General features: G+C 36.6%; 18 protein-coding genes. 4 read left to right on the top strand and 14 right to left on the bottom strand.

Features of this window, described 5'->3' with window-relative positions:
* Positions 1–16 precede the first annotated feature (16 nt).
* The gene (locus ABH942_RS11910; RefSeq protein ID WP_370032215.1) at positions 17–916 is read left to right on the top strand and encodes a type IX secretion system membrane protein PorP/SprF; all 900 of its coding nucleotides are present in this window, start codon (positions 17–19) and stop codon (positions 914–916) included.
* A gap of 186 nt (positions 917–1102) precedes the next feature.
* On the opposite strand, the gene ABH942_RS11905 is transcribed toward ABH942_RS11910, so the two are convergent.
* From ABH942_RS11905 to ABH942_RS11885, 5 genes are all read right to left on the bottom strand, one after another.
* Positions 1103–1999, bottom strand: a complete 897-nt coding sequence (locus ABH942_RS11905) for an ABC transporter permease (protein ID WP_370032214.1) — start codon at positions 1997–1999, stop codon at positions 1103–1105.
* Positions 1984–4425: a polysaccharide biosynthesis tyrosine autokinase gene (locus ABH942_RS11900; RefSeq protein ID WP_370032212.1), complete on the bottom strand. Its 2442-nt coding sequence runs from the start codon at positions 4423–4425 to the stop codon at positions 1984–1986. Before ABH942_RS11900 ends, ABH942_RS11905 begins: the two co-directional genes overlap by 16 nt.
* A gap of 8 nt (positions 4426–4433) precedes the next feature.
* Positions 4434–5222 (bottom strand): polysaccharide biosynthesis/export family protein, encoded by a 789-nt coding sequence (locus tag ABH942_RS11895; protein WP_370032210.1) that lies wholly within the window; start codon positions 5220–5222, stop codon positions 4434–4436.
* A gap of 55 nt (positions 5223–5277) precedes the next feature.
* On the bottom strand, positions 5278–5898 hold the full coding sequence (gene recR / locus ABH942_RS11890; RefSeq protein WP_370032208.1) for a recombination mediator RecR: 621 nt from the start codon (positions 5896–5898) through the stop codon (positions 5278–5280).
* 108 nt (positions 5899–6006) lie between these two features.
* Positions 6007–6471: a hypothetical protein gene (locus ABH942_RS11885; protein WP_370032206.1), complete on the bottom strand. Its 465-nt coding sequence runs from the start codon at positions 6469–6471 to the stop codon at positions 6007–6009.
* A 99-nt stretch (positions 6472–6570) separates the two neighbouring features.
* Here ABH942_RS11885 and ABH942_RS11880 point away from each other — a divergent pair, with 99 nt between their 5' ends.
* Positions 6571–8073, top strand: a complete 1503-nt coding sequence (locus ABH942_RS11880) for a sodium:solute symporter (protein ID WP_370032204.1) — start codon at positions 6571–6573, stop codon at positions 8071–8073.
* Between the two features lie 136 nt (positions 8074–8209).
* Here the strand turns inward: ABH942_RS11880 and ABH942_RS11875 are convergent, their stop codons facing one another.
* Entirely contained in the window at positions 8210–8575 is a 366-nt protein-coding gene (locus tag ABH942_RS11875) for a CoA-binding protein (protein WP_370032202.1), read from the bottom strand.
* A gap of 71 nt (positions 8576–8646) precedes the next feature.
* Positions 8647–9774, bottom strand: coding sequence for a carboxypeptidase-like regulatory domain-containing protein (locus ABH942_RS11870; RefSeq protein WP_370032200.1), 1128 nt, complete (start codon positions 9772–9774; stop codon positions 8647–8649).
* Between the two features lie 137 nt (positions 9775–9911).
* Between ABH942_RS11870 and ABH942_RS11865 the strand changes: the two genes are divergently transcribed.
* Complete coding sequence (locus ABH942_RS11865) at positions 9912–10541, top strand: MarC family NAAT transporter (protein WP_370032198.1); 630 nt, start codon at positions 9912–9914, stop codon at positions 10539–10541.
* 50 nt (positions 10542–10591) lie between these two features.
* Here ABH942_RS11865 and ctlX read toward each other — a convergent pair whose 3' ends face one another.
* The 3 genes from ctlX to ABH942_RS11850 all read right to left on the bottom strand — a co-directional run bounded on the left by ctlX (position 10592) and on the right by ABH942_RS11850 (position 14111).
* Positions 10592–11527, bottom strand: a complete 936-nt coding sequence (ctlX, locus tag ABH942_RS11860) for a citrulline utilization hydrolase CtlX (RefSeq protein ID WP_370032196.1) — start codon at positions 11525–11527, stop codon at positions 10592–10594.
* A 63-nt stretch (positions 11528–11590) separates the two neighbouring features.
* On the bottom strand, positions 11591–12505 hold the full coding sequence (locus tag ABH942_RS11855) for a dimethylarginine dimethylaminohydrolase family protein (protein ID WP_370032194.1): 915 nt from the start codon (positions 12503–12505) through the stop codon (positions 11591–11593).
* 52 nt (positions 12506–12557) lie between these two features.
* The gene (locus ABH942_RS11850) at positions 12558–14111 is read right to left on the bottom strand and encodes an NAD(P)/FAD-dependent oxidoreductase (protein WP_370032193.1); all 1554 of its coding nucleotides are present in this window, start codon (positions 14109–14111) and stop codon (positions 12558–12560) included.
* A 94-nt stretch (positions 14112–14205) separates the two neighbouring features.
* On the opposite strand from ABH942_RS11850, the gene ABH942_RS11845 reads away from it, so the two are divergent.
* A complete protein-coding gene (locus tag ABH942_RS11845) occupies positions 14206–15513 on the top strand; it encodes a hypothetical protein (RefSeq protein ID WP_370032191.1) in 1308 nt (435 codons plus the stop codon).
* Positions 15514–15542: 29 nt separating this feature from the next.
* On the opposite strand, the gene ABH942_RS11840 is transcribed toward ABH942_RS11845, so the two are convergent.
* From ABH942_RS11840 to ABH942_RS11825, 4 genes are all read right to left on the bottom strand, one after another.
* Positions 15543–16826 (bottom strand): citrate synthase, encoded by a 1284-nt coding sequence (locus ABH942_RS11840; RefSeq protein ID WP_370032189.1) that lies wholly within the window; start codon positions 16824–16826, stop codon positions 15543–15545.
* Between the two features lie 247 nt (positions 16827–17073).
* Positions 17074–19737: a T9SS type A sorting domain-containing protein gene (locus tag ABH942_RS11835; protein ID WP_370032187.1), complete on the bottom strand. Its 2664-nt coding sequence runs from the start codon at positions 19735–19737 to the stop codon at positions 17074–17076.
* A gap of 98 nt (positions 19738–19835) precedes the next feature.
* Positions 19836–20597, bottom strand: a complete 762-nt coding sequence (locus tag ABH942_RS11830) for a LytR/AlgR family response regulator transcription factor (protein ID WP_370032185.1) — start codon at positions 20595–20597, stop codon at positions 19836–19838.
* 3 nt (positions 20598–20600) lie between these two features.
* Complete coding sequence (locus ABH942_RS11825) at positions 20601–22568, bottom strand: tetratricopeptide repeat protein (RefSeq protein WP_370032183.1); 1968 nt, start codon at positions 22566–22568, stop codon at positions 20601–20603.
* Positions 22569–22642: the final 74 nt, after the last annotated feature.

Genomic DNA, 22642 nt, shown 5'->3' with positions numbered 1-22642 from the left:
AAAAATGACAATCATTATGAAAACATTCAATAAATTAAGCACTGTACTGTTATTTTTCTTTGCCGCTTATGCATACGGGCAACAGGAAACCAGCTTTACATTTTACAGAAATAACATGAACATCATCAACCCTGCTTATGCAGGGGCTGATGGTGAAACCTTAATCTCAAGCAGCTTCAAGACACAATGGGCAGGAATAAAAGATGCTCCGGAAACCCAAGCTGTGTCATTCGGAACGCCAACAGGGAAAAAATTGGGAATCGGACTTTCTATTATAAACGACAAGACATTCGTTGAAAAACAGACTTCGGTTTTTGCAGATTTCTCTTATCTGGTTCCTATAAACGAAACTCTTGACCTGTACCTGGGAGTTAAGGCGGGCGGAAATTTTTACGATGTAAACGTGAACGGATTACAAACTTACAATGTAGAATCTGACCCGTCTTTGGTAAACATCAACCGATTCAACCCTAACTTTGGTATTGGAGCTTATTTAAAGCACAAGAAATTTTATGTTTCGCTTTCTACTCCAAAAATGCTTAGCACTCAGCGTGCTAAAAATGAAGACGGAGTGGCAACAGTGGCTTCAGACAGGCCTCATATTTATCTAAGCGGCGGTTATGACATCAACCTGAATGAAGACTTTATGCTAAAGCCTTCTACCCTGCTTCGCTATGTTAATGGTGCTCCGGTTTCTATGGACATCACAGGCCTTGTGAGCTACAAACAGCAATTCGGACTTGGTGTGGCTTACAGAACAGACAAAGCAATCAACGGATTGGCAACTATAAAAGTTAACGATTGGTTTGATTTCGGATATGCTTACGAACATTCTTTACGGGATGAAATTGCAAGCGCAACTAGCGGAACGCATGAATTTTATTTGAGATTTAACCTAACGCCAAAAGCGAATTAAGAGTTGGTTTGAGTTCAACTAAAAAGCGGGGACATTGTCCCCGCTTTTTTATTTATGTTCTTTATGATTATCAGAAGTTTTACGCCAAATATGTTTGGTTTATGCTCGCGGCTCTGCGTCTTTGCGTGAAATAATGGCTCGCAAAGGCGCAGAGCCGCAAAGATTTTAAGAGCATCTTTTAGCTTATTAAACTGTATCAATAAAATTCTTTTCAGTCCTATTAAAAACGATAAGCCCCAATAAAAAGATAACGATTGAAAATACTACAGAATAAACAAGGCCAAATGTTGTAAACTCGCCTTTGCCCAGATAAGAGTATTTGAAAAACTCAAAAAGGCTGGTAAGCGGGTTTAGATACACCAGGTTTTCATAACCATAAGGCTTTAATTTTTTTACGACCAGCGAAGTAGGATAAACCACCGGAGTAAGATACATATAAAGCTGTACGCCAAAACCGATCAAAAAAGTCAAGTCCCTGTATTTTGTGGTTAATGAAGAAATAATCATTCCAAATCCAAGTGAGATCAGGGCCATCAGAATTAAAAGAATCGGTGTAAATACAATTTCCCAATTCGGCATGACTGCTTTGCCTTGCATGATAAAATAAGTCATCATACAGATAAAAAACAGAAACTGTATACCAAACTTTAAAAGGTTGGATATGGTTATGGATATAGGCATGATAACCCTTGGAAAATAAACCTTCCCGAAAATATTCTGATTGGTTTTGAAAGTATCTGAAGTCGATTTAAAGCAATCAGAAAAATAAAACCAAAGTGTATTTCCTGCCAATGCAAACAGGAAATAATTTATCCCATCTGATTCGATCTGCGCTATCTTATTAAAAATTACAAACTGTATAATGGAAGTCAGTAAAGGCTGGATCAAAAACCATAACGGGCCTAAGACTGTCTGTTTATAATATGTTACTATATCTCTTTTGACAAATAACATCAGCAAATCGCGATATCTCCAGATTTCTCCAAAATTAAAGGCTACCAGCTTTCTTTTAGGAGATATTTCATAAAGCCATTGCTGATCATTGAGGCTGTTTCCTGTTTGTCTTGCTATTTTTTCAGCCATTTGTTTAAAAGTCTTTTAAAACGATTTTCTGATTCGTCTTCATCGTGATAGCCATTACTGTAGTCGCCATAACCATAGCCGTAACCATAGCCATATCTGGCTTTGCTTTCATAGCCATTAAATACAATACTTATATTTGTGAGCTCGCCTCTCTTATGCTTGTCATTTACCAGAGCCAACATTCCTTTTTTGGTAACATTCTGACGAACCACATAAAGTGTGGCATCGCAAAATTGTGCCAATTCCAAAGCATCAGAAACCAATCCTACCGGTGGTGTATCTAAAATGATATAATCGTATTTTCGTTTTAAGTCATCCAAAAGGTCTTTCATACTTTCGCCAAGAATAAGCTCCGCCGGATTAGGAGGAATAGGTCCCGAAGTGATGACATCCAGATGCTGTATTTTTGTTTTTTGGATAATTTCATCAGCCGTTTTCTGTCCTATCAAATAATTCACTACTCCAAAAGTATTGTCAAGATCGAAGTCTCCAAAAATTTTAGGTTTTCTTAAATCCAATCCTACGATTACGGTTTTCTTTTCGCTTAATGCAAAAACAGTAGCAATGTTTATAGAACAGAAAGTCTTTCCTTCACCACTAATAGAGGATGTCAGCATCAGCGTTTTTGCTCCGGAAAGCTTTTGTTTTTTATACAAGAACTGAAGTGATGATCTAATAGCGCGGAAAGATTCTGCCAATGCCGATTTTGGTTTTTCAAGAACAGCGAGATTGGTAGGCGTTTTCTTTTTACCTATGACACCCAGCAATGGTATTTTGGTTAGCTTGCCAATGTCTTCGACCGTATTGATGCTGTTATCCATAAACGTGATAACAAACACAATAACCAATGGAATCATCAATCCCAAGAATAAGGCAAGTACATAATTTACGCTTGTTTTCGGGCCTAATAATCCGCCGCCTGTATCTTTTGCCGAATCAATAAAATGAATATCAGAAAGATTGGCCGCCTTGACAATGTTGGCTTCATTTCTTTTGGCAAGAAACGTGTTGAATATATTTTCTGCCAAATCATATTTTCTGGTAATCTTCAACAAATCCTGTTTGTCATCCGGTAATCTCTTGATAGTGCTTTCTGCCTGGCCCAATTTAGCATTGACCAATGCCAGATCACTCTGGATAACCGCTTTTGCTGATGCAATATTTTCTAAAAGAACCTTTTTAACCGATTCCATTTCGTTATCAAAATCTCTGAAAAACCGCTCATTCTTTACGGCATATGCTTTTTCAGAACGTTGGATTGAGAGCGCTATTAATCGGGAAACGTTCCCTACAATGTTAGGATCATCTATTCCTGCAACAGCAGGCGCCGGCAATTTTGAATAATCGACACTGTTATTCAGATAAGAACGCAACGTATTGTAATAGGCTATTTTACGGTTGATTGCGTCTTTTTCAACATCAAGTCCTGCTAACTTCTCTGAAATCTTTTCGCCTCCGTCTTCCAGTTCAAAAACATTTTTGCCTCTGCGGAAATCTTTCAGTTGGCCTTCCGTTCCTTTTAGCTGTTCTTCCATCTGGATGAGCGTACTGTCAATAAAGGCAATCGTATTAATAGCAAATTGGTTCTTGCTGTCCAACTGATTTTTTCGCAACACCTCAACCGTAGTATTCAGATAATCGACCATACGGGCCTTATTGGTTCCCTGCATGGAAAGCTTTAATATAGAACTTCCTTTACTGTCGCTATCTACATTAATACCCTGATACTGGTTGACTACACTATTAAAACTGTCAAATCTCACAAAGTATTCCTTGCCGGCATACGAGCTGGCATCAGACTTCAGTTCCAACTTCCAGTTCAGATAGGGCAACTTCACCTGTTCTCCTACCTTAAACTTTTTACTATGTTCGCCTGTTGCAACAGCAATCTGGCTTTTACTTTCATTATAATAATTGACAAGCCCAACGCTTTCGTTTTCAAAAGCAACCGAAAGTTCATATTCAGAAGCGTTCAGGAATTTTATTTTTATCGGAATTCCAGACAGCTGTCCTTTGGATTTATCGATTACAACTTTAAACGGAGCTTCGCCATACGCATCAATCAGATTGTATTTTCCTTGCGTAAAATATTTAATGTAATATTCGAGCTTGGCAACCACAATTTCATTGTGAGAGCGTGATTTTAGTGTAGTTATGATGGTCTGAACTTTATCAGACGTACCTCCCCAGTTAAAAACGAGACTGGTATTTGAAGTAAAAAAAGGATTGCTCTCTTCGCGGATAGCGATAAGACTCTCCATTCCGTAAATTTTCTCTTTACGGATGTTTACCTGATAGGCTATGGCAAAACATATAATAAGGCTCACCAAAAACCATTTCCAGTAACTCAATATTTTTATCAAGAAACCTTTGAAATCGAAATTGTTCTGATTTTCAAAAAATGAAAAGTCCTTCGGATCAAGCATGGTATAGATTATCTGTTAATGAGCACTATTGCTGTGGTAACCAGAGAAATCAGGGTAAGGACGGTTGCCAACGATTGAATTCCCGTTGTTCCGGTTCCCCATGATTTTTGTTTTAAAGGCTTAACATAAATATAATCATTTGGCTGGATATAGTAATAAGGGGAATTCATAACATTAGCATCCGTAAGGTCTAACGTATGCATTTCGGTTCCCTGGGGATATTGGCGAATAATGGTTACTTCTTTACGGTTTCCAACCATGGTTATGTCACCTGAATTTGCAATGGCTTCCATTACGTTGACTCTTTCCTGAAATAACACCTTTGTTCCCGGTGATGCGATTTCTCCGTTTACGGTATAACGAAGACCGGTCAGTTTTACATTTACAAAAATATTGGCCTCTTTATGGAAATATTCGTCTAATAGCTGTTTTTCAATCTTGATCCTGATTTCTTCTAATGTCAGGCCAACAACCTTGACTTCGCCAAGAACCGGAATCCTGATGTTTCCGTGGTCATCAACAGAATATCCGTTGAAGTATAGATTTTGTTCATTCAGGTTGTTCACATTCCCGTCTGTCGCATTAAACATTTCTACCAGAGCGGCATCCAATGCTTTGATCTTAATGCTCATGATATCATTTGTTTGCACACGATAAGGCTTTGCTACAACAGGATTTACAGATGAAGTGGTTTCAGAATTATTTTTGTTCTGAAGGTATATCAAATCCTTGTTAGGGACACATGAGGCAAAAATAATAGCTATCACTATGGAAAGAAACGGGAGTGATTTCTTCATTATCAATTTTTTAGTAAACAAATATAGTTTTTCATTTAGAATATGGTAGACAATTCTATGTATTTTTAAACGAATTTTCAAAGGGTACGCGGTGCAGGATGCTTCTTCCAAGCGTGACTTCATCAGCATATTCAAGCTCATCGCCTACAGAAATTCCTCGTGCAATTGTAGAAGTTATTACATCGCAGTCTTTAATCTGTTTATAAATATAGAAGTTGGTAGTGTCTCCTTCCATGGTTGAGCTTAGTGCAAAAATCAGCTCCCGGATATTTCCTGTCTTGACTTTTTCGACTAATGTTGGAATATTCAGCTGGCTTGGGCCAATGCCGTCGATAGGAGATATTTTTCCTCCCAAAACATGATAGATTCCTCTAAATTGCCCTGTATTTTCGATAGCCATTACATCACGGATATCTTCTACAACGCAAATTAATTGATGATCCCGATTGGAATTTGAGCAGATTTCACAAACTGCAACATCCGAAATATTATGGCAGCTTTGGCAAAATTTAATTTCTTCACGCATCGTCAAAAGTGCCTGAGACAGCAAACCTGTCTGTTCTTTTGGCTGTTTCAGCAAATGCAATACCAATCGCAATGCTGTGCGTTTGCCAATTCCCGGCAATTGAGACATTTCATAAACTGCCTTTTCTAAAAGTTTCGAAGAAAATTCCATAGAGTGCAAATATACTAAACGGAGACTTGATTTTTAACAGCTACAAAAACTGTTTTAAACAAAAAAACTTCCAGAAGGAACTGGAAGCTTTTGTTTGTTTTGTATTAGCTATTTTATAGCTTTTGCGGATAGGGCAGCTTTTTTTATTTCATCTTTGAATGTTTCTTTGGCTTTCAAATCATACCCGCCAGAAACCATTATCGTATTCTGCTTATCGACTTTTACGACATAAATTTCCATAACGAGATCTTGTCCATCATCGTTCTTGACTAAGGCAGTCTGATAAAGAATATCTTTTCCTTTTTCTTTCAGTTCCCCTTTTTTCACATTGGTAAGATCTTTGTCTTCTGAAATAGCCTGCATTTCAACTTTTGCTTCTTCATATGTCTGCGCCATCATGTTTGCCATAATAAAAGCAACCGGTTCAGTTGACATGTACATATTTCCTTCAGCCATCGGAAAAAGCGATTTATTGAAATTCATATCGATCTTGACATCAGAAACGGCATCTTCTTGTGCAAATCCTGCAGATGAAACTAAAAACAGGGCAATTGCAATAACGATTTTTCTCATCTAATTTTCTTTTTGATTTATTCCAAATTTAGAATAAAACTGCGATTAATTGCTATTTTTGGGTAAATTTTATTTGCTTTGCAATAAACTCAAACACAGATGCAACCACTTACCATCCTCCTTATAATCATTATTTATTTTGGCATATTGATATTGATTTCCAATAGGGTCAGCAAAAAAGATTCAGGAAATGATGCCTTTTTTAAGGCGAATAAAAACTCCAAATGGTATCTGGTGGCTTTCGGGATGATTGGAACGGCGCTGTCTGGCGTAACTTTTATTTCTGTTCCGGGACAAGTTGGTTCTCCTGATATACAGTTTAAATACTTTCAGTTTGTTTTGGGAAATGCGATTGGTTTTATACTCATTGCCAAAGTACTGCTCCCGTTGTATTACAGAATGAACCTGACTTCAATTTATGGTTATATTGAACAACGCTTAGGGCATGTATCCTATAAAACGGCAGCCACGATATTTTTAATAAGCCGTACTATTGGTTCCGCAGCAAGGCTATACCTTGTTGTTATCGTATTGCAACGTTATGTTTTTGACGCTTTTAGTGTTCCTTTCTGGGTTACGGTATTGATTTCCCTAGGACTGATTTTCGCCTATACTTATCGTGGCGGACTTAAAACGATTATCATTACGGATACGCTACAGACCTTATTTCTGGTTTCCTCGGTTATTTTCACTATTTATTTTATTTGCAGCAGCCTGGATTACAATCTCCCTGAGGCTTTTGAAGCCGTAAAAAACAGCAATTATTCAAAAATATTTTTCTTTGAAGACTGGCTGAAAAGCAATTATTTCTGGAAGCAGATTTTGGGAGGTATATTTGTAACTCTGGCTATGGTTGGACTTGACCAGGACCTGATGCAGAAAAACCTGAGCTGTAAAAACATAGGCGAAGCCCAAAAGAACATGTTTACTTTTACAGGGATTTTTGTAGTTATCAATATCTTTTTCCTGAGTGTGGGTGCATTGCTGTATATGTATGCGGAGAAAAACGGGATCAGCGTTCCTTTGGATGCGGTATCAGGAAAACCAAGAACCGACCTGCTTTTCCCTGAAATTGCTTTCAATTACCTGACATTGGTTCCTGCAATCGTATTTTTATTAGGTTTGACCGCAGCAACGTTTGCAACCACCGATTCTGCATTGACAGCGCTTACAACTTCATTCTGTGTTGACTTTTTAGGAATGGATAAGGCCGAAAACGCTGCGAACCCGAATATGGTCCGCACCCGCCATCTTGTCCATATCGGATTTTCATTGTTGATGTTTTTGGTGATTATTGTGATTTATCTTTTGAACAGCGATGCCGTCGTTGGATTGATTTTCAAAGTCGCTGCCTATACTTATGGCCCATTGTTGGGATTGTATTCTTTTGGGTTATTTATGAAAACCAAAACCGTTAACGACCGATATGTTCCGATTATATGCATACTGGCACCAAGCATTACGTTTTTAATCAGCTCCTACTCTACGGAATTGTTTGGCAATTATCAGTTCGCAGAGGAATTAATTATCCTGAACGGCGGATTGACCTTTTTAGGATTATTGCTGATTAGTAAAAAAGCAACTACGCAAACCCGATTCTAAATAAACAATCGATACTTTGCGGCTCTGCGCGTTTGCGAGCAATTATTTTCACGCAAAGGCGCGAAGGCGCAAAACTTGATAAAGAAAGAATCTTAAAAAAGAAAGGCCTGGGATTTCCAGGCCTTTCTTTTTATTGTTAAAACTGATTTGTTGAAAGCAGTACCAACGTACAAGCTACTTCTACTTTTATATTATTTAGCTTAAGTAGCTGGTAAAATTCTGGATTTTCTGTTCCCGGATTAAAAATCACCCTTTTTGGAGACAAGGAAACTACATAATTATAATAGTCTTTCTGTCTTTGTGGATTCAGATATAACGTTACTGTATTAATGTTGGTAAAAGGAATCTGCTTGGTCTGGATTTTCACTCCTAATACCTCTTCTTCCTTAAGTCCTATCGCAACAACGGAATGACCTTTTTCTGTTAGATTTCTGATTGCCATATAGGAATAACGTGCCGGATTAGAAGAAGCGCCCAATACTAATGTTTTCTTATTTTTCATGAATGTGTCTATAGACTATAAATTTACTTGAATTTTTGGGCAAAGAAACGATTTTTATCAAAACAATAACATCAATATTTTCCTTTGACAGATTGATAATAATCAATAGGAAGCATATCTCCCACTTTTAAAGAACTCATATAACCTCCAACCATTACTCCATAGATTGGACTATAATTTCCATTTTCGTCTACAAAAATGACTTTTTCGGTAAAGTCAGCTAGGGATTGATGTTTATCGTTAAACAAAACATTAAACGGTACTTCAGCCTCATTATAGCCCGTAATTTCAGCTGGTGAACCAATGATTATGGTTTGCCCTTTCCTACTTATTTCCGGGCTTTCCTTTTTGTAAATCGGAACCTGCTTCATCGGCTCCTTAAGAACTGTAATTTTTTTAACTCCCAAGGTATCACTTACCTCAAAATATTTTTTTGGATCTACTTTAAACCCGTCTACAAAAAGGGCCAGCCTTTCTTTCTCCCAACTTTCATTAGCAATTGTATTGACAAAATGTGAGGTCGAACCCAGATATGAATTCAATCTTCTTTTATCTATTTTTTTAGATTGGGATAATTCTTTGTAAAATGTCGTGCCTGAGAAATAACTTTTATCAATGGAGAAACTGGAAAGACTTCTTCTTCTATATACAACATTAAAATCTGCCAGTTCAAAAAAGACTTCATAGCCCAGATAAGAGTTTTTTATCTTGATTGGCTTATGTGATGTAGCATTTAATGTATTTGTATTAATGTCGTAGTAGAGGTTGATATCATTTTCATTTAGGATCTTACAGGAACTTCCTGCATCTGTACTTCCTAAAAACTGCTCTTTGAATGCCTTCATCATTTCTTTTCGTGTAAAAGGTCCTTTTACAAGCACTACTTCCTGCATTGAAATAGCATCTTCCTCCATCAAGACTTTGATTTTTTTATGCTGAAAAGGGTCTTCTAATCGTATTGTTTTATATCCCATATAACTAACTACTAATGTAGCCCTGCTATTGGTATTAGCATTAATTTTAAAATAACCCTCCGCATCTGTCGTTGTTGCTACTGTCGAACCGTCCAGATAGACTGTTGCTGCTTGTAGGGCATTATTTTGCATATCATATACATGACCTTCCAAAACTTGTGAATATGCCCCAGAAACACATATCAAAAGCGTTATTATTGTAAAAATGTTTTTTAAAAACCTCATTTTCAAAAATTATGGTGAAATACAAATATATATTGTTTGAAATATCCGACAAAATATAACCTAGTGTTTGATAATAATAATTTATTTATAACTTTACTACATCCAGCATTTCCAATTCTAATTTTACAACAAAAACTATGGAAATTTTCATTTATGTATTTGCAGCGTTATTTTCGGTTATCAACCCGCTAGGCGCAGTACCTATTTTTGTCGGGCTCACACAGCAAGACACTAAAGAAGAACGCTCGAGAATTTCACTTTGGACAGCTATAAATGTTTTTATAATCCTCATCATCTCCTTTTTTATCGGTCAGTATGTTTTGAATTTCTTCGGAATCAGCATTGACGCTTTACGAATCGCAGGGGGATTAATCATTTTAAATTCTGGTTTCGCCTTACTTTCCGGGAGGTTTAACAAAACACGGGGAGTCAACAAAAAAGTTGAAAACGATGCCCAAAAAAGGAATGATATTGCCTTAACGCCGCTTGCAATTCCAATGTTGGCCGGGCCAGGATCTATTTCTCTTTTGATTGCGCTTTATCAAGATTACCAACATTTGAATGAACAAATCATTGTTTGTATATCGATAGCGGCAGTTGCCATCGTCATCTTTTTAGTAATGCGAAGCGCCCACTATTTATCCCGAATTCTTGGAGCTTCCGGAATTGTAGCTATTTCAAGGATTATTGGTTTTATTGTTATTGCTATTGGTGTACAATACATTAGCAGCTCTGTTGTCAACATTCTAAAAACAATCTCCTCCTAATAATAAAAAAGCCCTGAAAATTCAGGGCTTTTTTTATATCTTACTTCTTGTTACTCTTTTGGCAAAAAAATCTCAGCCATCATACATCTTGCACTTCCGCCTCCACAAGCCTCAATAGTATCAAGGCTGGAACTGATAATCTCACAATGATATTCCAATTTTTCAATCTGTACAGGCTTTAGGCTTTTGTATGCTGCGGCACTCATTATCAAATAACGTTTGTCATTTTCACCTCTTACTTCCAGCATGTTTCCGGCAAAATTATTAACCTGATCTTCTGTAATCAGGATTATTTCTTTTCCATCGGCTTTCAGGTTATCCAACACCATTTTTCTTTCTTTCTTATCATCGATACTGTCGGCACAGATAACTGCAAAAGTTTCTCCCAGACACATCATGACATTAGTGTGATAGATTAACTTTCGTTCTCCATTAACGGTCTGAAAGGCTTCAAAAATAACCGGTGCATAATCAAAATCTTCACAAAACTCAATAAGAAGTTCTTCATCTGCCCTTGGTGATAGTGCACAATATGCCTTTCCATTGGCGCGATCCAGCAACAGGCTTCCGGTTCCTTCCAAAAAGATTTTATCTTCTTCTGCAGAAGTATAGTCTACAATATTATCTATTCTGAAACCCTGGTCCTCTAATAAATCTAAAATGTCTTCACGGCGCTCTTCACGGCGGTTTTCAGCAAACATCGGATAAAGTGCTACATCTCCATTTTCATGGAATGAGATCCAGTTGTTTGGAAAAATAGAGTCCGGCGTATCAGGACTTTTTGTGTCTTCAACCACCACCACATTAATTCCTGCTGCTCTCAATTTTTCTACAAAAGCATCAAATTCCTGCTGTGCTTTAGCATTCACAGTTTCCGGAAGCAGTCCGTCCAGTACTTTCTGGTAATAATTGTTTACCGCTGTCTGTTCATTCATCCGGAAAGCCACCGGACGAATCATCAAAATGGAATTTGTTGTTTGTCTCATATATTTTGGTATAGTGTTTTAGGCTAAACTGGTTTCAAAAAGAAGCATTTTGCTTAAAACAGATTAATCTCTAATCAGCGGTAAGGTTGAGCACCGCAACAATCCTTCCTGTTTTGCTATTTCAGCATACGGGATTTCTTCGACAGTAAAACCCTGACTTCTAAGCCAATTGTTTAGCCTGGTAAAATTTCGCTCTGAAACAACTACGTTTTCTGCAATAGAAAATACATTTGAATTCATATAATACATCTCGTCCCGGTCAATATGGAAAAGATTTTCTTTACCAAAAAGATTTACTAAAAAGATATAGTCGGATTCCTGACGGAAACCGCTCTTGTAAATAATCCCTTTGTCTTTTCCTACTGGCTGGAAACAGCAATCCAAGTGTAATGCATTGTCTCTGGCTACCAGTTTTGACTTGACAAGGTCAAACTCCTTTACTTTTTTATGCGGAAACAATTCTTTGATATAATTAACGCCTTCCATATTGGTTCGGGCAGTAATATAGTCTTTATAATCTGTTCCTTTGTAAGTCCCGATAAAAATATAATCATTCCAAAGCATTACATCGCCACCTTCAATATGCACCTCATCTGGTGGACGAACAACCTTTTTCGGGTCGATTTGGTCTATTACATATTGAATTGCATCTAATTCTCTTTCTCTGTCGGGAAGAATATTGGCTTTTACAAAAACATCGTCGATAACAAACCCAATATCTCTTGTAAAGATCTGATTGTAGTTTTCAATCATTTCCGGACGGTATACTTTTACATCATATTTCTGAAAGACCTTATTAAATGCTTCCATTTCTTCGATCATGTCTTTTTCTACCGGATAAGTCCCTGCAAGAATATGTTCTAATGATTTTGGATCATAGGCTTCATCAGCGGTTGGCGTTGGGCCGTTATTTACAGCAGAACCCAGTACTACCGCTCTTAATCTTGATGTTTCGTTTTTTACATTTAATTGTAACATAGCTTTTGGCTTTTGACAAAGATAAAAAAGGCTTTTTTATTATTTGTTAAGTTTATTTTTCTTCGTGATATTCCTGTTCGGTATTGATAGCCCAGATATTTTCTTTGCCCGAAATACCGTTTTTTATATTCTGCACTGCCTGTATGGCCGTAAGCATGGAATGGTCTTGATTATTGTATTTATGCATTCCGTTTCTTCCAATCAGGTACAGATTTTTAAATTCTGAGGTATAATCAATAATCTCATTGAATTTTTCATACGTTCCAAAATAGGCCGGATATGTTTTCGGCATTTTGATTACAACGCTGTCAAGGACATCTTCACTATTAATCATTCCAATTTCAACCATTTCCTGTATTGCCAACTGTTTCATTTCGGCTTCAGATTTATTCCAAAGCGCATCGCCTTCGTAACAAAAATATTCCAAACCTACCCATGTCGTACTTGGGTCTTCCACCATAAATGGGCTCCAGTTATTAAAAATCTGCAATCTTCCTACTTTGACATAAGGTTCCTGAATATAAATCCAGTTATCTGTGATTTCTTCTTTTGTCATTTTTTTAAGGAGCAGACCAACTGTTATAAAGTCGCGATAAATCAATCCTTCTGCAATTTCTTTGACTTTTTCTGGCACTTCTGCTTCTAAAGAGGCTATAAGTTCCTGAACCGGCATTGTTGAAATAAAGTAATCGCCTTCAAAGACAATTTTCTCTTTTGTCAATTGGTTTTGTACAGTCACTGCCGTGATTGTATCTTTTTCTGCCTGAATTTTTATCACTTTTAGATTTTGGTGAAGCTCACCTTTATTCTCAGTAATTTTTCGGGCTACTTCTTCCCACATCTGGCCTGGACCAAATTTTGGATAGAGGAAATATTCAATCAGCGATGTTTCTGTATCTTTTTGGCTGATATTCTTATCCGTTTTTTTGGAAAACTTTTTTTTCAGGAAATGGGCAATCGATTTTCTGATTGACAATCCCTTGATTCTTTGGGCTCCCCATTCCGAACTTATTTCAGTACATTTTATGCCCCAGACTTTTTCCGTATAGTCTTTAAAGAATGTCTTGTACAGCTTTTTCCCAAATCGATTAATAAAAAAATCTTCCAGGTTCTTTTCATTCTTAATTGGAAAAGCCACACTTTTAAGATAGCTCATTCCTATCAGAAACGTATTGAATAACCCAAGTTTCAAGACCGTTTCCGGTGTCAGCGAAATCGGATAATCAAAAAATTGTTTCTGATAATATATTCTCGATTTCCTGCTACGGACAAGCATAACATTGTCATGATTTTTAGCATCTGACGGAAATTCAATAGTATTCAATTCCTTCGATTTGTTCTGGTAGGAGATTTTAATTGTTTTCTCTTCCGACAAAATCGGCAGGATTTTACACCACCAGTCCATAATGACATCCGATTTTGAGAAGAAACGGTGTCCGCCAATATCGATACGATTCCCTTTATAATTTACAGTTCTGGAAATTCCGCCCCAAAACTCGCTCTGTTCTAAAACAATAGGCTGGATATCGGTATTTTGAATAAATTCATACGCAGCAGTCAAGCCAGCCGGACCGCCTCCGATAATAATTGCCTTTTTAGTTTTCATCTTAATGCTATGGTTGACAAATCTACATTTCCTAAATTTAGTTTCCAATATTTTAAGTAAGTTTGTTTGCCTAGAAACTCTTAAAAAAGCACAATTGACAACTTTTTTCAACAACCTTAACGATTCTGGATTCCGAAAAAATTTTTTATTTCTCAGTTTTCTTATGCTGCTTTTTTTAGCACTTAGAATTATCCAAGGTGACTTTCGATTGTCTGATTCGGATGATTATTTTGCAACTGCTGAGCTTTTGAAAAACGGAGATTATTTTTCTACCACGACAGATTTTGGCAAAGCAACATTGTTGACTAAAAGACCGTTCTTATATCCTTTATTGATTCTTTTCCCTGGTTTCTCGAACGACTTGACAATTGTTCTGTTTCAAACTTTATTAGGCTTTTTCAATATCTATCTTATCTTAAAGCTATTTAAAAGATTAGGAGGGAAATCATTTCGATTAGTGACCGTATTACTCTTGCTGACTCCCTCTGTTTTTATCTATACACATCTGATCATGACCGAAGCTCTCGTTATGACCTTATCTCTTTTGATTGCTTTGCAACTGATTGGAAGTTTTGATTCGAAAAAGATACTGAAGATACAGCTGCTACTCATTGCGCTGGTATTTTTAAAACCTGCTTTTTATCTTTTTTCTATTGTCAGCCTTTTATTCTTTCTTTTCTATTTCGTGAAAACAAAAACATTTCGTTATTCTGTTTTCCTGCCATTGCTGTTTACTATAGGCTATATGGGCTTTAACAAAGAAAGAACCGGTTATTTCCATTTTTCATCCATGCAGAATATCAATCTGATTGACTATAACCTTTATCTTTTCAAAGCTCAAAAAGAAGGAACAGAGGCGGCCAATCAATGGAGGGATGCTATTTATCTTGAAGTCGAGAAACTGCCTACATTTGAAAAACAGAGTGAATTCCTGGCTACAGAAGGAAAAAAGGTTATTCAAGAAAATCTTATCTCTTATTCTATCTTCCATTTTTATGGTTCTGTACGTGGTTCAATTGATCCCGGACGGTTTGATTTAATGACGCTGGTTGAAAAATACGATCCGAATCAGGGTTTCCTGAATATGTTAAGCACGGCGGGCTTACAGAAAACCATTTCTAACTTTTTTGGTTATAAATACTTCTGGATTGTCCTGATATTGATTCCTATATTTATTGCTACCCTATTTAAATGGGGATTTATTTTCAGGTATCTCTGGGAGAGAAGAAAGCGAATTGATTTTTCAGGCTCTTATCTGCTGATTTTTATTTCCTATGCTATTTTGATAACCGGGCCGGTGAATGCCTCCCGTTATATGATGCCTTTGCAAGGAATTCTGATTGCTTATGCGGTAATCAGCTGGGAAAATTTCAGAACAAAAAAAAGCTCCACTAAACAGTGAAGCTTTTTTTGAAAATTATTTTTTGAAAATTATCTCTTTTCGAAAGGAACAAAATCTCTTAATGGTGATCCTACATATACTTGTCTTGGACGACCGATTGGTTCTTTGTTCACACGCATTTCTTTCCATTGAGCAATCCATCCCGGAAGACGACCAATTGCAAAAAGAACCGTAAACATATCTGTTGGGATTCCTAATGCACGGTAGATGATTCCAGAATAGAAATCTACGTTAGGATATAGGTTTCTTGATTTGAAGTAATCATCTTCCAACGCAGCTTCTTCTAATTTTTTAGCAATATTCAGGATTGGGTCATTAACTCCTAAAGTCGCCAATACTTCATCTGCTGCTTTTTTGATGATTTTTGCTCTTGGGTCAAAGTTTTTATAAACTCTGTGTCCAAAGCCCATCAAACGGAAAGGATCATTTTTATCTTTTGCTTTTGCCAAATATTTGTCAGCATCGCCACCGTTCTTTTGGATTTCTTCAAGCATTTCCAAAACAGCCTGGTTAGCACCTCCATGAAGCGGGCCCCAAAGAGCAGAAACTCCAGCAGAAATAGAAGCAAATAAACCTGCATGCGAAGAACCTACCATTCTTACAGTTGAAGTAGAGCAGTTTTGTTCGTGATCAGCATGAAGGATAAATAACTTATCTAAAGCAGCAACAATAATTGGATCTGGAGTATAAGGTCCTGTTGGCAATTCAAACATCAAGCGCATGAAATTCTCAACATATCCTTTAGTGTTATCATAATAGTTTAATGGGAAGCCCATGCTTTTTCTGTATGTCCAGGTAGCAATAACAAGGAATTTACCCATTGTTTTGCAAACTGCCTCATACATATCTTTTTCACTATCAACATTTACTGATTTTGGATTAAATGCTGTAAGTGCGCTTGTCAGGCAAGACAATACACCCATTGGGTGGGCATTTTTTGGAAAACCGTCAATGATATTTTTCATTTCTTCGTTTACCAAAGTATATTTTCTAATGTCTGTTTCAAATTGCTCCAATTGCTTTGCAGTTGGCAATTCTCCAAAGATCAAAAGGTAAGAAACTTCAAGGAAATCAGCTTTTTCAGCTAATTCTTCAATTGAATATCCTCTGTAACGCAAAATCCCTTCTTCTCCATCAAGGAAAGTGATTTCGCTTTTACAAGATCCTGAATTTTTATAACCCGGATCAAGAGTTATCGCGCCGGTTGCACTGCGTAGTTTGTCGATATCGATTGCAACTTCGTTTTCCGTTCCAACTAGTACTGGAAATTCGTGTCTGTTGCCATCAATTTCTAATATTGCTGTTTTTGACATAATATTATTGGAAATTATTTAAAATTGAAAAATATAATTTAACAAAAATAGGGAATTCGATAATAACTAAAAAGTAATACGGTAACGATTTCGTTAATATTTCTTTAAATTTTGCAAATCAGACACAAACAAATTCTATTTTAAAAAAAAGCCTGCTGATAAATCAGCAGGCTGTAAAAATTAGTTATTACAGAAGTAACTCTTAAATATTTTTAGTGATTTTATTTTCTATTTACGAATCGGTTTCTTAGTTTTTTCTATTGACAATTTTTTCAGTCTTGGCTCCTTCGTCCGTAACAATCTTCACGAAATAAACACCGGCTGCATAACTTGAAAGATCAAAGCTCACCTGACTTTCTCCAAGAAGCTGCGTCATGAGTATTCTACCTTGCGCATCGTATAGGTGTACTGTGCGAATTATGCCATCAGCTTTAATGTTAAGCATTTTGTTTACCGGATTCGGATAAATTTTGATTGATTGATCCTTTTCATTCTCTTTTACTGATAACATTTTGAATACTGTCGTCACCCTATTGGTTAATACCGGAGTATTGTAGTCAAAGTAGATGCCTACTCTACTAGATACCGTACTTTCAGCAATAAGGCTTTCTGTAGATTTCAGTTTCAATAAAATATTTCCGTGTCCTCCAGAATCCAAATAAACATTTTGGAAAATAAATTCTGATAAATTCCCTCTAACTCTGGCTTTTAGCTTATGCGAACTATCTAATATCTGCAAAGATGATACATCATATTCTTCTTCGTCAATTTCATTACGAATTACTATGTTTTGAGCCGGGGCATTTCCTGTATTTTCAAAGCGAATGAGATAATGAAGGTATTCTCCAATTTCTGAAGGCGGAACGACATCTCCTTCTAAACAACTAATGTCGTTAGGATCATAAGATCCTACGACTTTTTGGCGAAGTACGAATGAATTGTCGCTTATATTCTCATCGCCCGGCGTAGTAACCGAAGCACTAAAACTCAATACATCATTAATATTTACAGGGTTTCCGTCTGTTGGCCTGTTAATATTCATGGTTACTGTAAAACTGCGGGATTCAAAAGGATGTAAATCAGTATAATCCCAACTTATTCTGCCCGGACTATGCGAACTTGTTATGTGATCAGACGATATAAAATTCATCAGGTTCTGATTATAGAGAAGCGTTACTCCCGAGTTTTGTGAAACAGTCTGATTCCCATTATTTTTATAAACTACTTTATATACGGCATTGAAACCAGGTCGGGCCGGAACTACAGGCGAGATAGCTATTTCTACATCCGAATGAACTCCGTTTGGCGTAATACAAAAATTCTGCGTGTGGACATTATTGTCTGCATTTGGAAAATTAACCACTGTTCCAACAGGGCTAAAAGAAAAGAACGAGCTATTTTCTGTAGCCGGCGTTAGTGTATATGAACCTGCTTGTGTATAAAAAGCATAATTTGCTTCATAATCCGAAAACACCGAGGATTCTTCTGTCCCATCATTTATTTTTACCTTGATAAAAGGCTGCGTCCTATCGTTAGAATCACAACCATCACCGTTTTCATCCAGCCTCAACACTCCGGTTATGGTGTTGTAATCACCTCCTGGCGTAAAAGTACAATATGGAGTAACGGAAACATTCATGCCTTGTCCTGAGAAAAAGCTTTGCAATAATGCTACTTCATCTTCGTCTGCACAAACGTATTCTAAGTTTGGCGTATTATTGAAATTAAAAGTATCCTGAATTTGCGCAAACGACAAACCATTTTTCAAATTTACAGAAGCAAGTTGCAGGTTATTTGCACAAGAAATAACCGATATATAAGGCGAATGGCTGAAGTCTAATTTCGTGATTGCATTGTTATCACACGCAACAGCTATCAAACTGCTAAGTCCTGCCGTTTCAACGACAACAATATTATTGTTACTACAATCTACTTGTATCAAATTTTCTAACCCGGACAAACTTAAAGCTGTAAGCTGGTTATAACTGCACATCAAGGTATTCAGTGATAAAAGGTTGGAAACATTCAAAGTTGTCAGCTGGTTTGCACTACATTCTATTAATTCAAGATTGCTGTTTCCTGAAAAATCTAAGCCTGACAACATATTGCTATGACAGCTCAAATAAGTCAATTGTGGAAATGCTGAAAGATTTAAAGAGGTTATCCCAGCCGCATTGCATGACAATTCCCTAAGCGATGTCAGGGAAGAAATATTCAGTGATGCGAGGCCACTATTATAAGAGTAGTCAATCTTTTCTAAGTTTCCAAGTGAAGATATATTCAAAGAAGAAAGTTGGTTTACACTACAGTCTAATGATTTTAAATTCACTAATCCGTTAAGATTCAGACTGGAAATATTTGAAATACTGCAATCCAACTCAATAAGGTTTATGAGTGGAGACACGTCTAATGTTCCTATATTATTTCGACCACATTTGAGTACTCTCAATGCAGTTAATCCGTTTAAATTTAAAGAAGTTAATTGACCTGCCATAAATCTGCAATCCAGATAGGATAAATGCGTCAGCCCATTCAGATTCAGCGAGGAAATTAGGTTTTCAGAACATTCTATAGATTCAAGATTAGAATTACCTGAAAGGTCAAGGGTGTGTATTGAATTTTTATAACATTTGAGAACTTTCAGGTTTGGGAATTCATGAATTCCCTGAAGTGAAGAAATTTCCGAAGAGGAAATATCCAATTCTACTACACGGATAGCTTCACTGACTTGAATTTCACCGTCCATATTGGCATCTATTCTGAAAAAAGCTCCGTTGCTGTCTTTTGCTATTCCATTAAAAGTATTGGCTGCCAGTAATTTATTCTTAAAAAATGGGTCAAAGATATCTACGTTCTGCGCATAGCCGAATCCGCATAAAAGCAACAGCCCATAAAGTAATACTCTTTTCATATAACCTTCATTTTTTACATAGTAACCTCCAAATATAACAAAGTAGTAGTCAAAAAAAAGAAAATATTTAGAATTTTAGCATTTTGGACTAGAATTCGCTATATCATTTTCAGCAATTCATGCAGTCTTTCTTTTTTTCTTTGTGATATCGGAAGCTTGCTATTATCGGCCATAATAACATAACCTCCGTCTTTTTTGATGTAGGATTTGAGGCAGGAAAGATTGATCAGATGGGATTGATGGATTCTTTCAAATCCGTGCTCTGCCAATAATTCTTCATATTCTTTTAGTGTTTTTGAGATTAAGATTGGTTTGCCATTCTTAATATAAAACTTGGTATAATTGTCTTCTGATTCACATCGGATAATATCGCTGACTTCCAGCAGATGGATTCCATCAGATGTGGAAAGTGCTATTCTTTTAAAATTATCGACTTTCTTCCTTATATTTTCCAAAAGCAGGTCGATATGGGCATAATTATCATTTTTTTCTAAAGCGCTCTTGATTTTTTCGATAACCTTTTCCAATTCTTCCGGATCTACAGGTTTTAAAAGAAAATCCAAAGCACTGAATCGGAATGCCTTGATTGCATATTCTTCATGAGCCGTTATAAAAACAATATGCGATGATGATTTGCCGTTTTTTTGGGCCAGATTTTCAAGAATATCAAAACCTGTACCGTCAGTAAGTTGTATGTCTAAAAAAACAACCTGAGGCTTAAGAGTATCCATAGCCTTGATGCCTGTTTTCACACTGTCAGCTTCTCCCAAAATCTTAATTTCGGGCGCATAGCGACTCAACAGACTTTTCATTCCATTCCTCAAATTACTGTCATCATCAATCAATACTGCTGTAATCATAATTTATTTAATATATTGTATTGGCAGGTATAGAATTACTTCCGTCCCTATAGGCTTTCCATTTTCGTCTTTTAGTTCCTTAATTTCTACTTTGGATGTTTTTGAGGTAACTGCCCCCATCATCTCAAGTCGTTTGCGTGTTATATCCAAAGCCATCGATTTATGAATTGAAACCGAAGCTGCTTTTAGTTCTTGCGATTTTTCAAAACCAATTCCGTTATCGACAATCATACATATCAGGCTCTCTTCTTTTAAGGAGAAATCGATATCAATTTTTCCGACTTCTTTTTTAGGAATTAGACCGTGGATAATCGCATTTTCTACAAAAGGCTGTAATAAAAGTGGCGGCAAAGCCATATCGTCTTCTATCTGGTCACTTTTGGTGATGCTGAAATTAAACATTTTATCGGAACGAAGTTGCTCCAGCTCCAAATAATTTTGCAGGCTTTCAATTTCCTTATCAATCGGGATAAGCGATTCTTTAGAATATTCCAGCGTAAGCCTCATTAATTTTGAAAATTTAGACAAGTATTTTATCGCCGAATCTGTGCCATTTTGCACAATAAAGCTCGAAATCGAGCCCAGACAGTTGAATACAAAATGGGGATTCATTTGAAGATGCAGTGCTTTTTGCTCATATTCTGCCAGTTCCTTTTGCAAGGTCAATGTTTTTTTAAGCTGCATCCTGTTGTAAATAAGGAAGATTATCCCGAAAATTAGGATTCCGAATAAAGCTCCGAAAATAGTCTGCAACTGGTATCGCTTATTTTGTTCTTTGTAAAGCAGCTCTCTTTTTTCATGAGCTTCCTGCTGTATCGTTTGCTTCTTTTCGAAATCAAAATTCATTTCAGCCTGCACACTTTTTCTGATATTTTCGTGGCTAATCAGACTGTCTCTTGCAACATTATAATACCTATAGTGCTGTAAGGCCAAGTCCAACTTGTTTTGTTTTTCATAAATCGAGCTGATGAGTTTTTCAGAATTCATGACTTGTTCCAATACATCCAGTTCTTTTGCAAGTTTCAAAGCGTTGGTAGCATTACCCAATGCTTCATTGTATTTTTTATGGTTGAAGTAAAAATTACCCAGGTGAGAATAGGTGTCAGATATTCCGAATTTATCATCTATAGAATTGAACTGAGCAATGGCTTTTTTCCAGCTTTCTAGTGCTTGAGACGAATTGCCTGTCTGCCAATAATAAGATCCTAAATTATTATACAGCTCGCCAAGGCCTCTGGCATCGCTACTTTTAGCAAATGTGTTTTTGGACTTCGTGTAGTATTCCAAAGCTTTAGGATAATTTTTCTGCCTCAAATAAATATTCCCTATATTGGTAGTAGTGATTCCTACCGTCATATCACCTGTCTTTTCCTGGAGTTTTTGAGCTTTGGTAAAATAGTCCAACGCTTTAAAATCTTCTTTTATGGCTTGATATACAATCCCGATATTATTGTAGATACGCGCTGTCCTGGCTTCATCTTTCATCTCTTCATAAATCTTAACAGCTTTCAGATGATATTGCAGTGCTTTTGCATAGTTGCTTTGTTCTGAAAAAACAATCCCAATGCTGCCATAAGCACGCGCCAGGCCTTTTTTAATTTCAGAACTATTTTTAAGGTCTGTTATAAGATCGGCTTCAAAGATTTCCTGTGCATTGGAAAAATTATCCAAAGCCAACGGGTAGTTTCCAAGAATGACATTTACGTTTCCTAAATTGAGGTACGAATTCCCTTCTTCGATGCGATGCTTTATTTTTTTGGAGAGTTCCAGTGCCTTGTTTGCATAATCACCCATTTGTTTTGGATCACTGGACATGTATTCCGATGCTATTGCATTTAGCAATTCGGCTTTATCAATATCGTTTTTTGAATGATTTAAAACTTTTTTCAGGCTGTCAATGGTCGTTTCCTGCGAATAGGAAAGGACGCAAAACAGCATAAAAAAGCAAATCACAAGGGATTTCATACTCATTCTAAAAAACGTTTTATCTCTTAATACTTTAGCCTATCTGTTTTCTGACACGCTAATTAACAAAAATAACATTC

This window comes from Flavobacterium sp. 28YEA47A, from assembly GCF_041262125.1.
Lineage (GTDB): Bacteria > Bacteroidota > Bacteroidia > Flavobacteriales > Flavobacteriaceae > Flavobacterium.
Note: the sequence above shows the minus strand (reverse complement) of the source record. Positions and strands in the feature narration are given on the sequence as shown.

Excerpts from the sequence above, each read along its gene's own strand:
- ABH942_RS11865 (WP_370032198.1), top strand. The coding sequence starts at position 9,912 with ATGGAAATTTTCATTTATGTATTTGCAGCGTTATTTTCGGTTATCAAC.
- ABH942_RS11880 (WP_370032204.1), top strand. The coding sequence starts at position 6,571 with ATGCAACCACTTACCATCCTCCTTATAATCATTATTTATTTTGGCATA.
- ABH942_RS11900 (WP_370032212.1), bottom strand. The coding sequence starts at position 4,425 with ATGCTTGATCCGAAGGACTTTTCATTTTTTGAAAATCAGAACAATTTC.
- ABH942_RS11825 (WP_370032183.1), bottom strand. The coding sequence starts at position 22,568 with ATGAGTATGAAATCCCTTGTGATTTGCTTTTTTATGCTGTTTTGCGTC.
- ABH942_RS11885 (WP_370032206.1), bottom strand. The coding sequence starts at position 6,471 with ATGAGAAAAATCGTTATTGCAATTGCCCTGTTTTTAGTTTCATCTGCA.
- ABH942_RS11905 (WP_370032214.1), bottom strand. The coding sequence starts at position 1,999 with ATGGCTGAAAAAATAGCAAGACAAACAGGAAACAGCCTCAATGATCAG.
- ABH942_RS11855 (WP_370032194.1), bottom strand. The coding sequence starts at position 12,505 with ATGTTACAATTAAATGTAAAAAACGAAACATCAAGATTAAGAGCGGTA.
- ABH942_RS11840 (WP_370032189.1), bottom strand. The coding sequence starts at position 16,826 with ATGTCAAAAACAGCAATATTAGAAATTGATGGCAACAGACACGAATTT.
- recR (WP_370032208.1), bottom strand. The coding sequence starts at position 5,898 with ATGGAATTTTCTTCGAAACTTTTAGAAAAGGCAGTTTATGAAATGTCT.
- ABH942_RS11875 (WP_370032202.1), bottom strand. The coding sequence starts at position 8,575 with ATGAAAAATAAGAAAACATTAGTATTGGGCGCTTCTTCTAATCCGGCA.
- ctlX (WP_370032196.1), bottom strand. The coding sequence starts at position 11,527 with ATGAGACAAACAACAAATTCCATTTTGATGATTCGTCCGGTGGCTTTC.
- ABH942_RS11895 (WP_370032210.1), bottom strand. The coding sequence starts at position 5,222 with ATGAAGAAATCACTCCCGTTTCTTTCCATAGTGATAGCTATTATTTTT.
- ABH942_RS11835 (WP_370032187.1), bottom strand. The coding sequence starts at position 19,737 with ATGAAAAGAGTATTACTTTATGGGCTGTTGCTTTTATGCGGATTCGGC.
- ABH942_RS11850 (WP_370032193.1), bottom strand. The coding sequence starts at position 14,111 with ATGAAAACTAAAAAGGCAATTATTATCGGAGGCGGTCCGGCTGGCTTG.
- ABH942_RS11830 (WP_370032185.1), bottom strand. The coding sequence starts at position 20,597 with ATGATTACAGCAGTATTGATTGATGATGACAGTAATTTGAGGAATGGA.
- ABH942_RS11870 (WP_370032200.1), bottom strand. The coding sequence starts at position 9,774 with ATGAGGTTTTTAAAAAACATTTTTACAATAATAACGCTTTTGATATGT.
- ABH942_RS11910 (WP_370032215.1), top strand. The coding sequence starts at position 17 with ATGAAAACATTCAATAAATTAAGCACTGTACTGTTATTTTTCTTTGCC.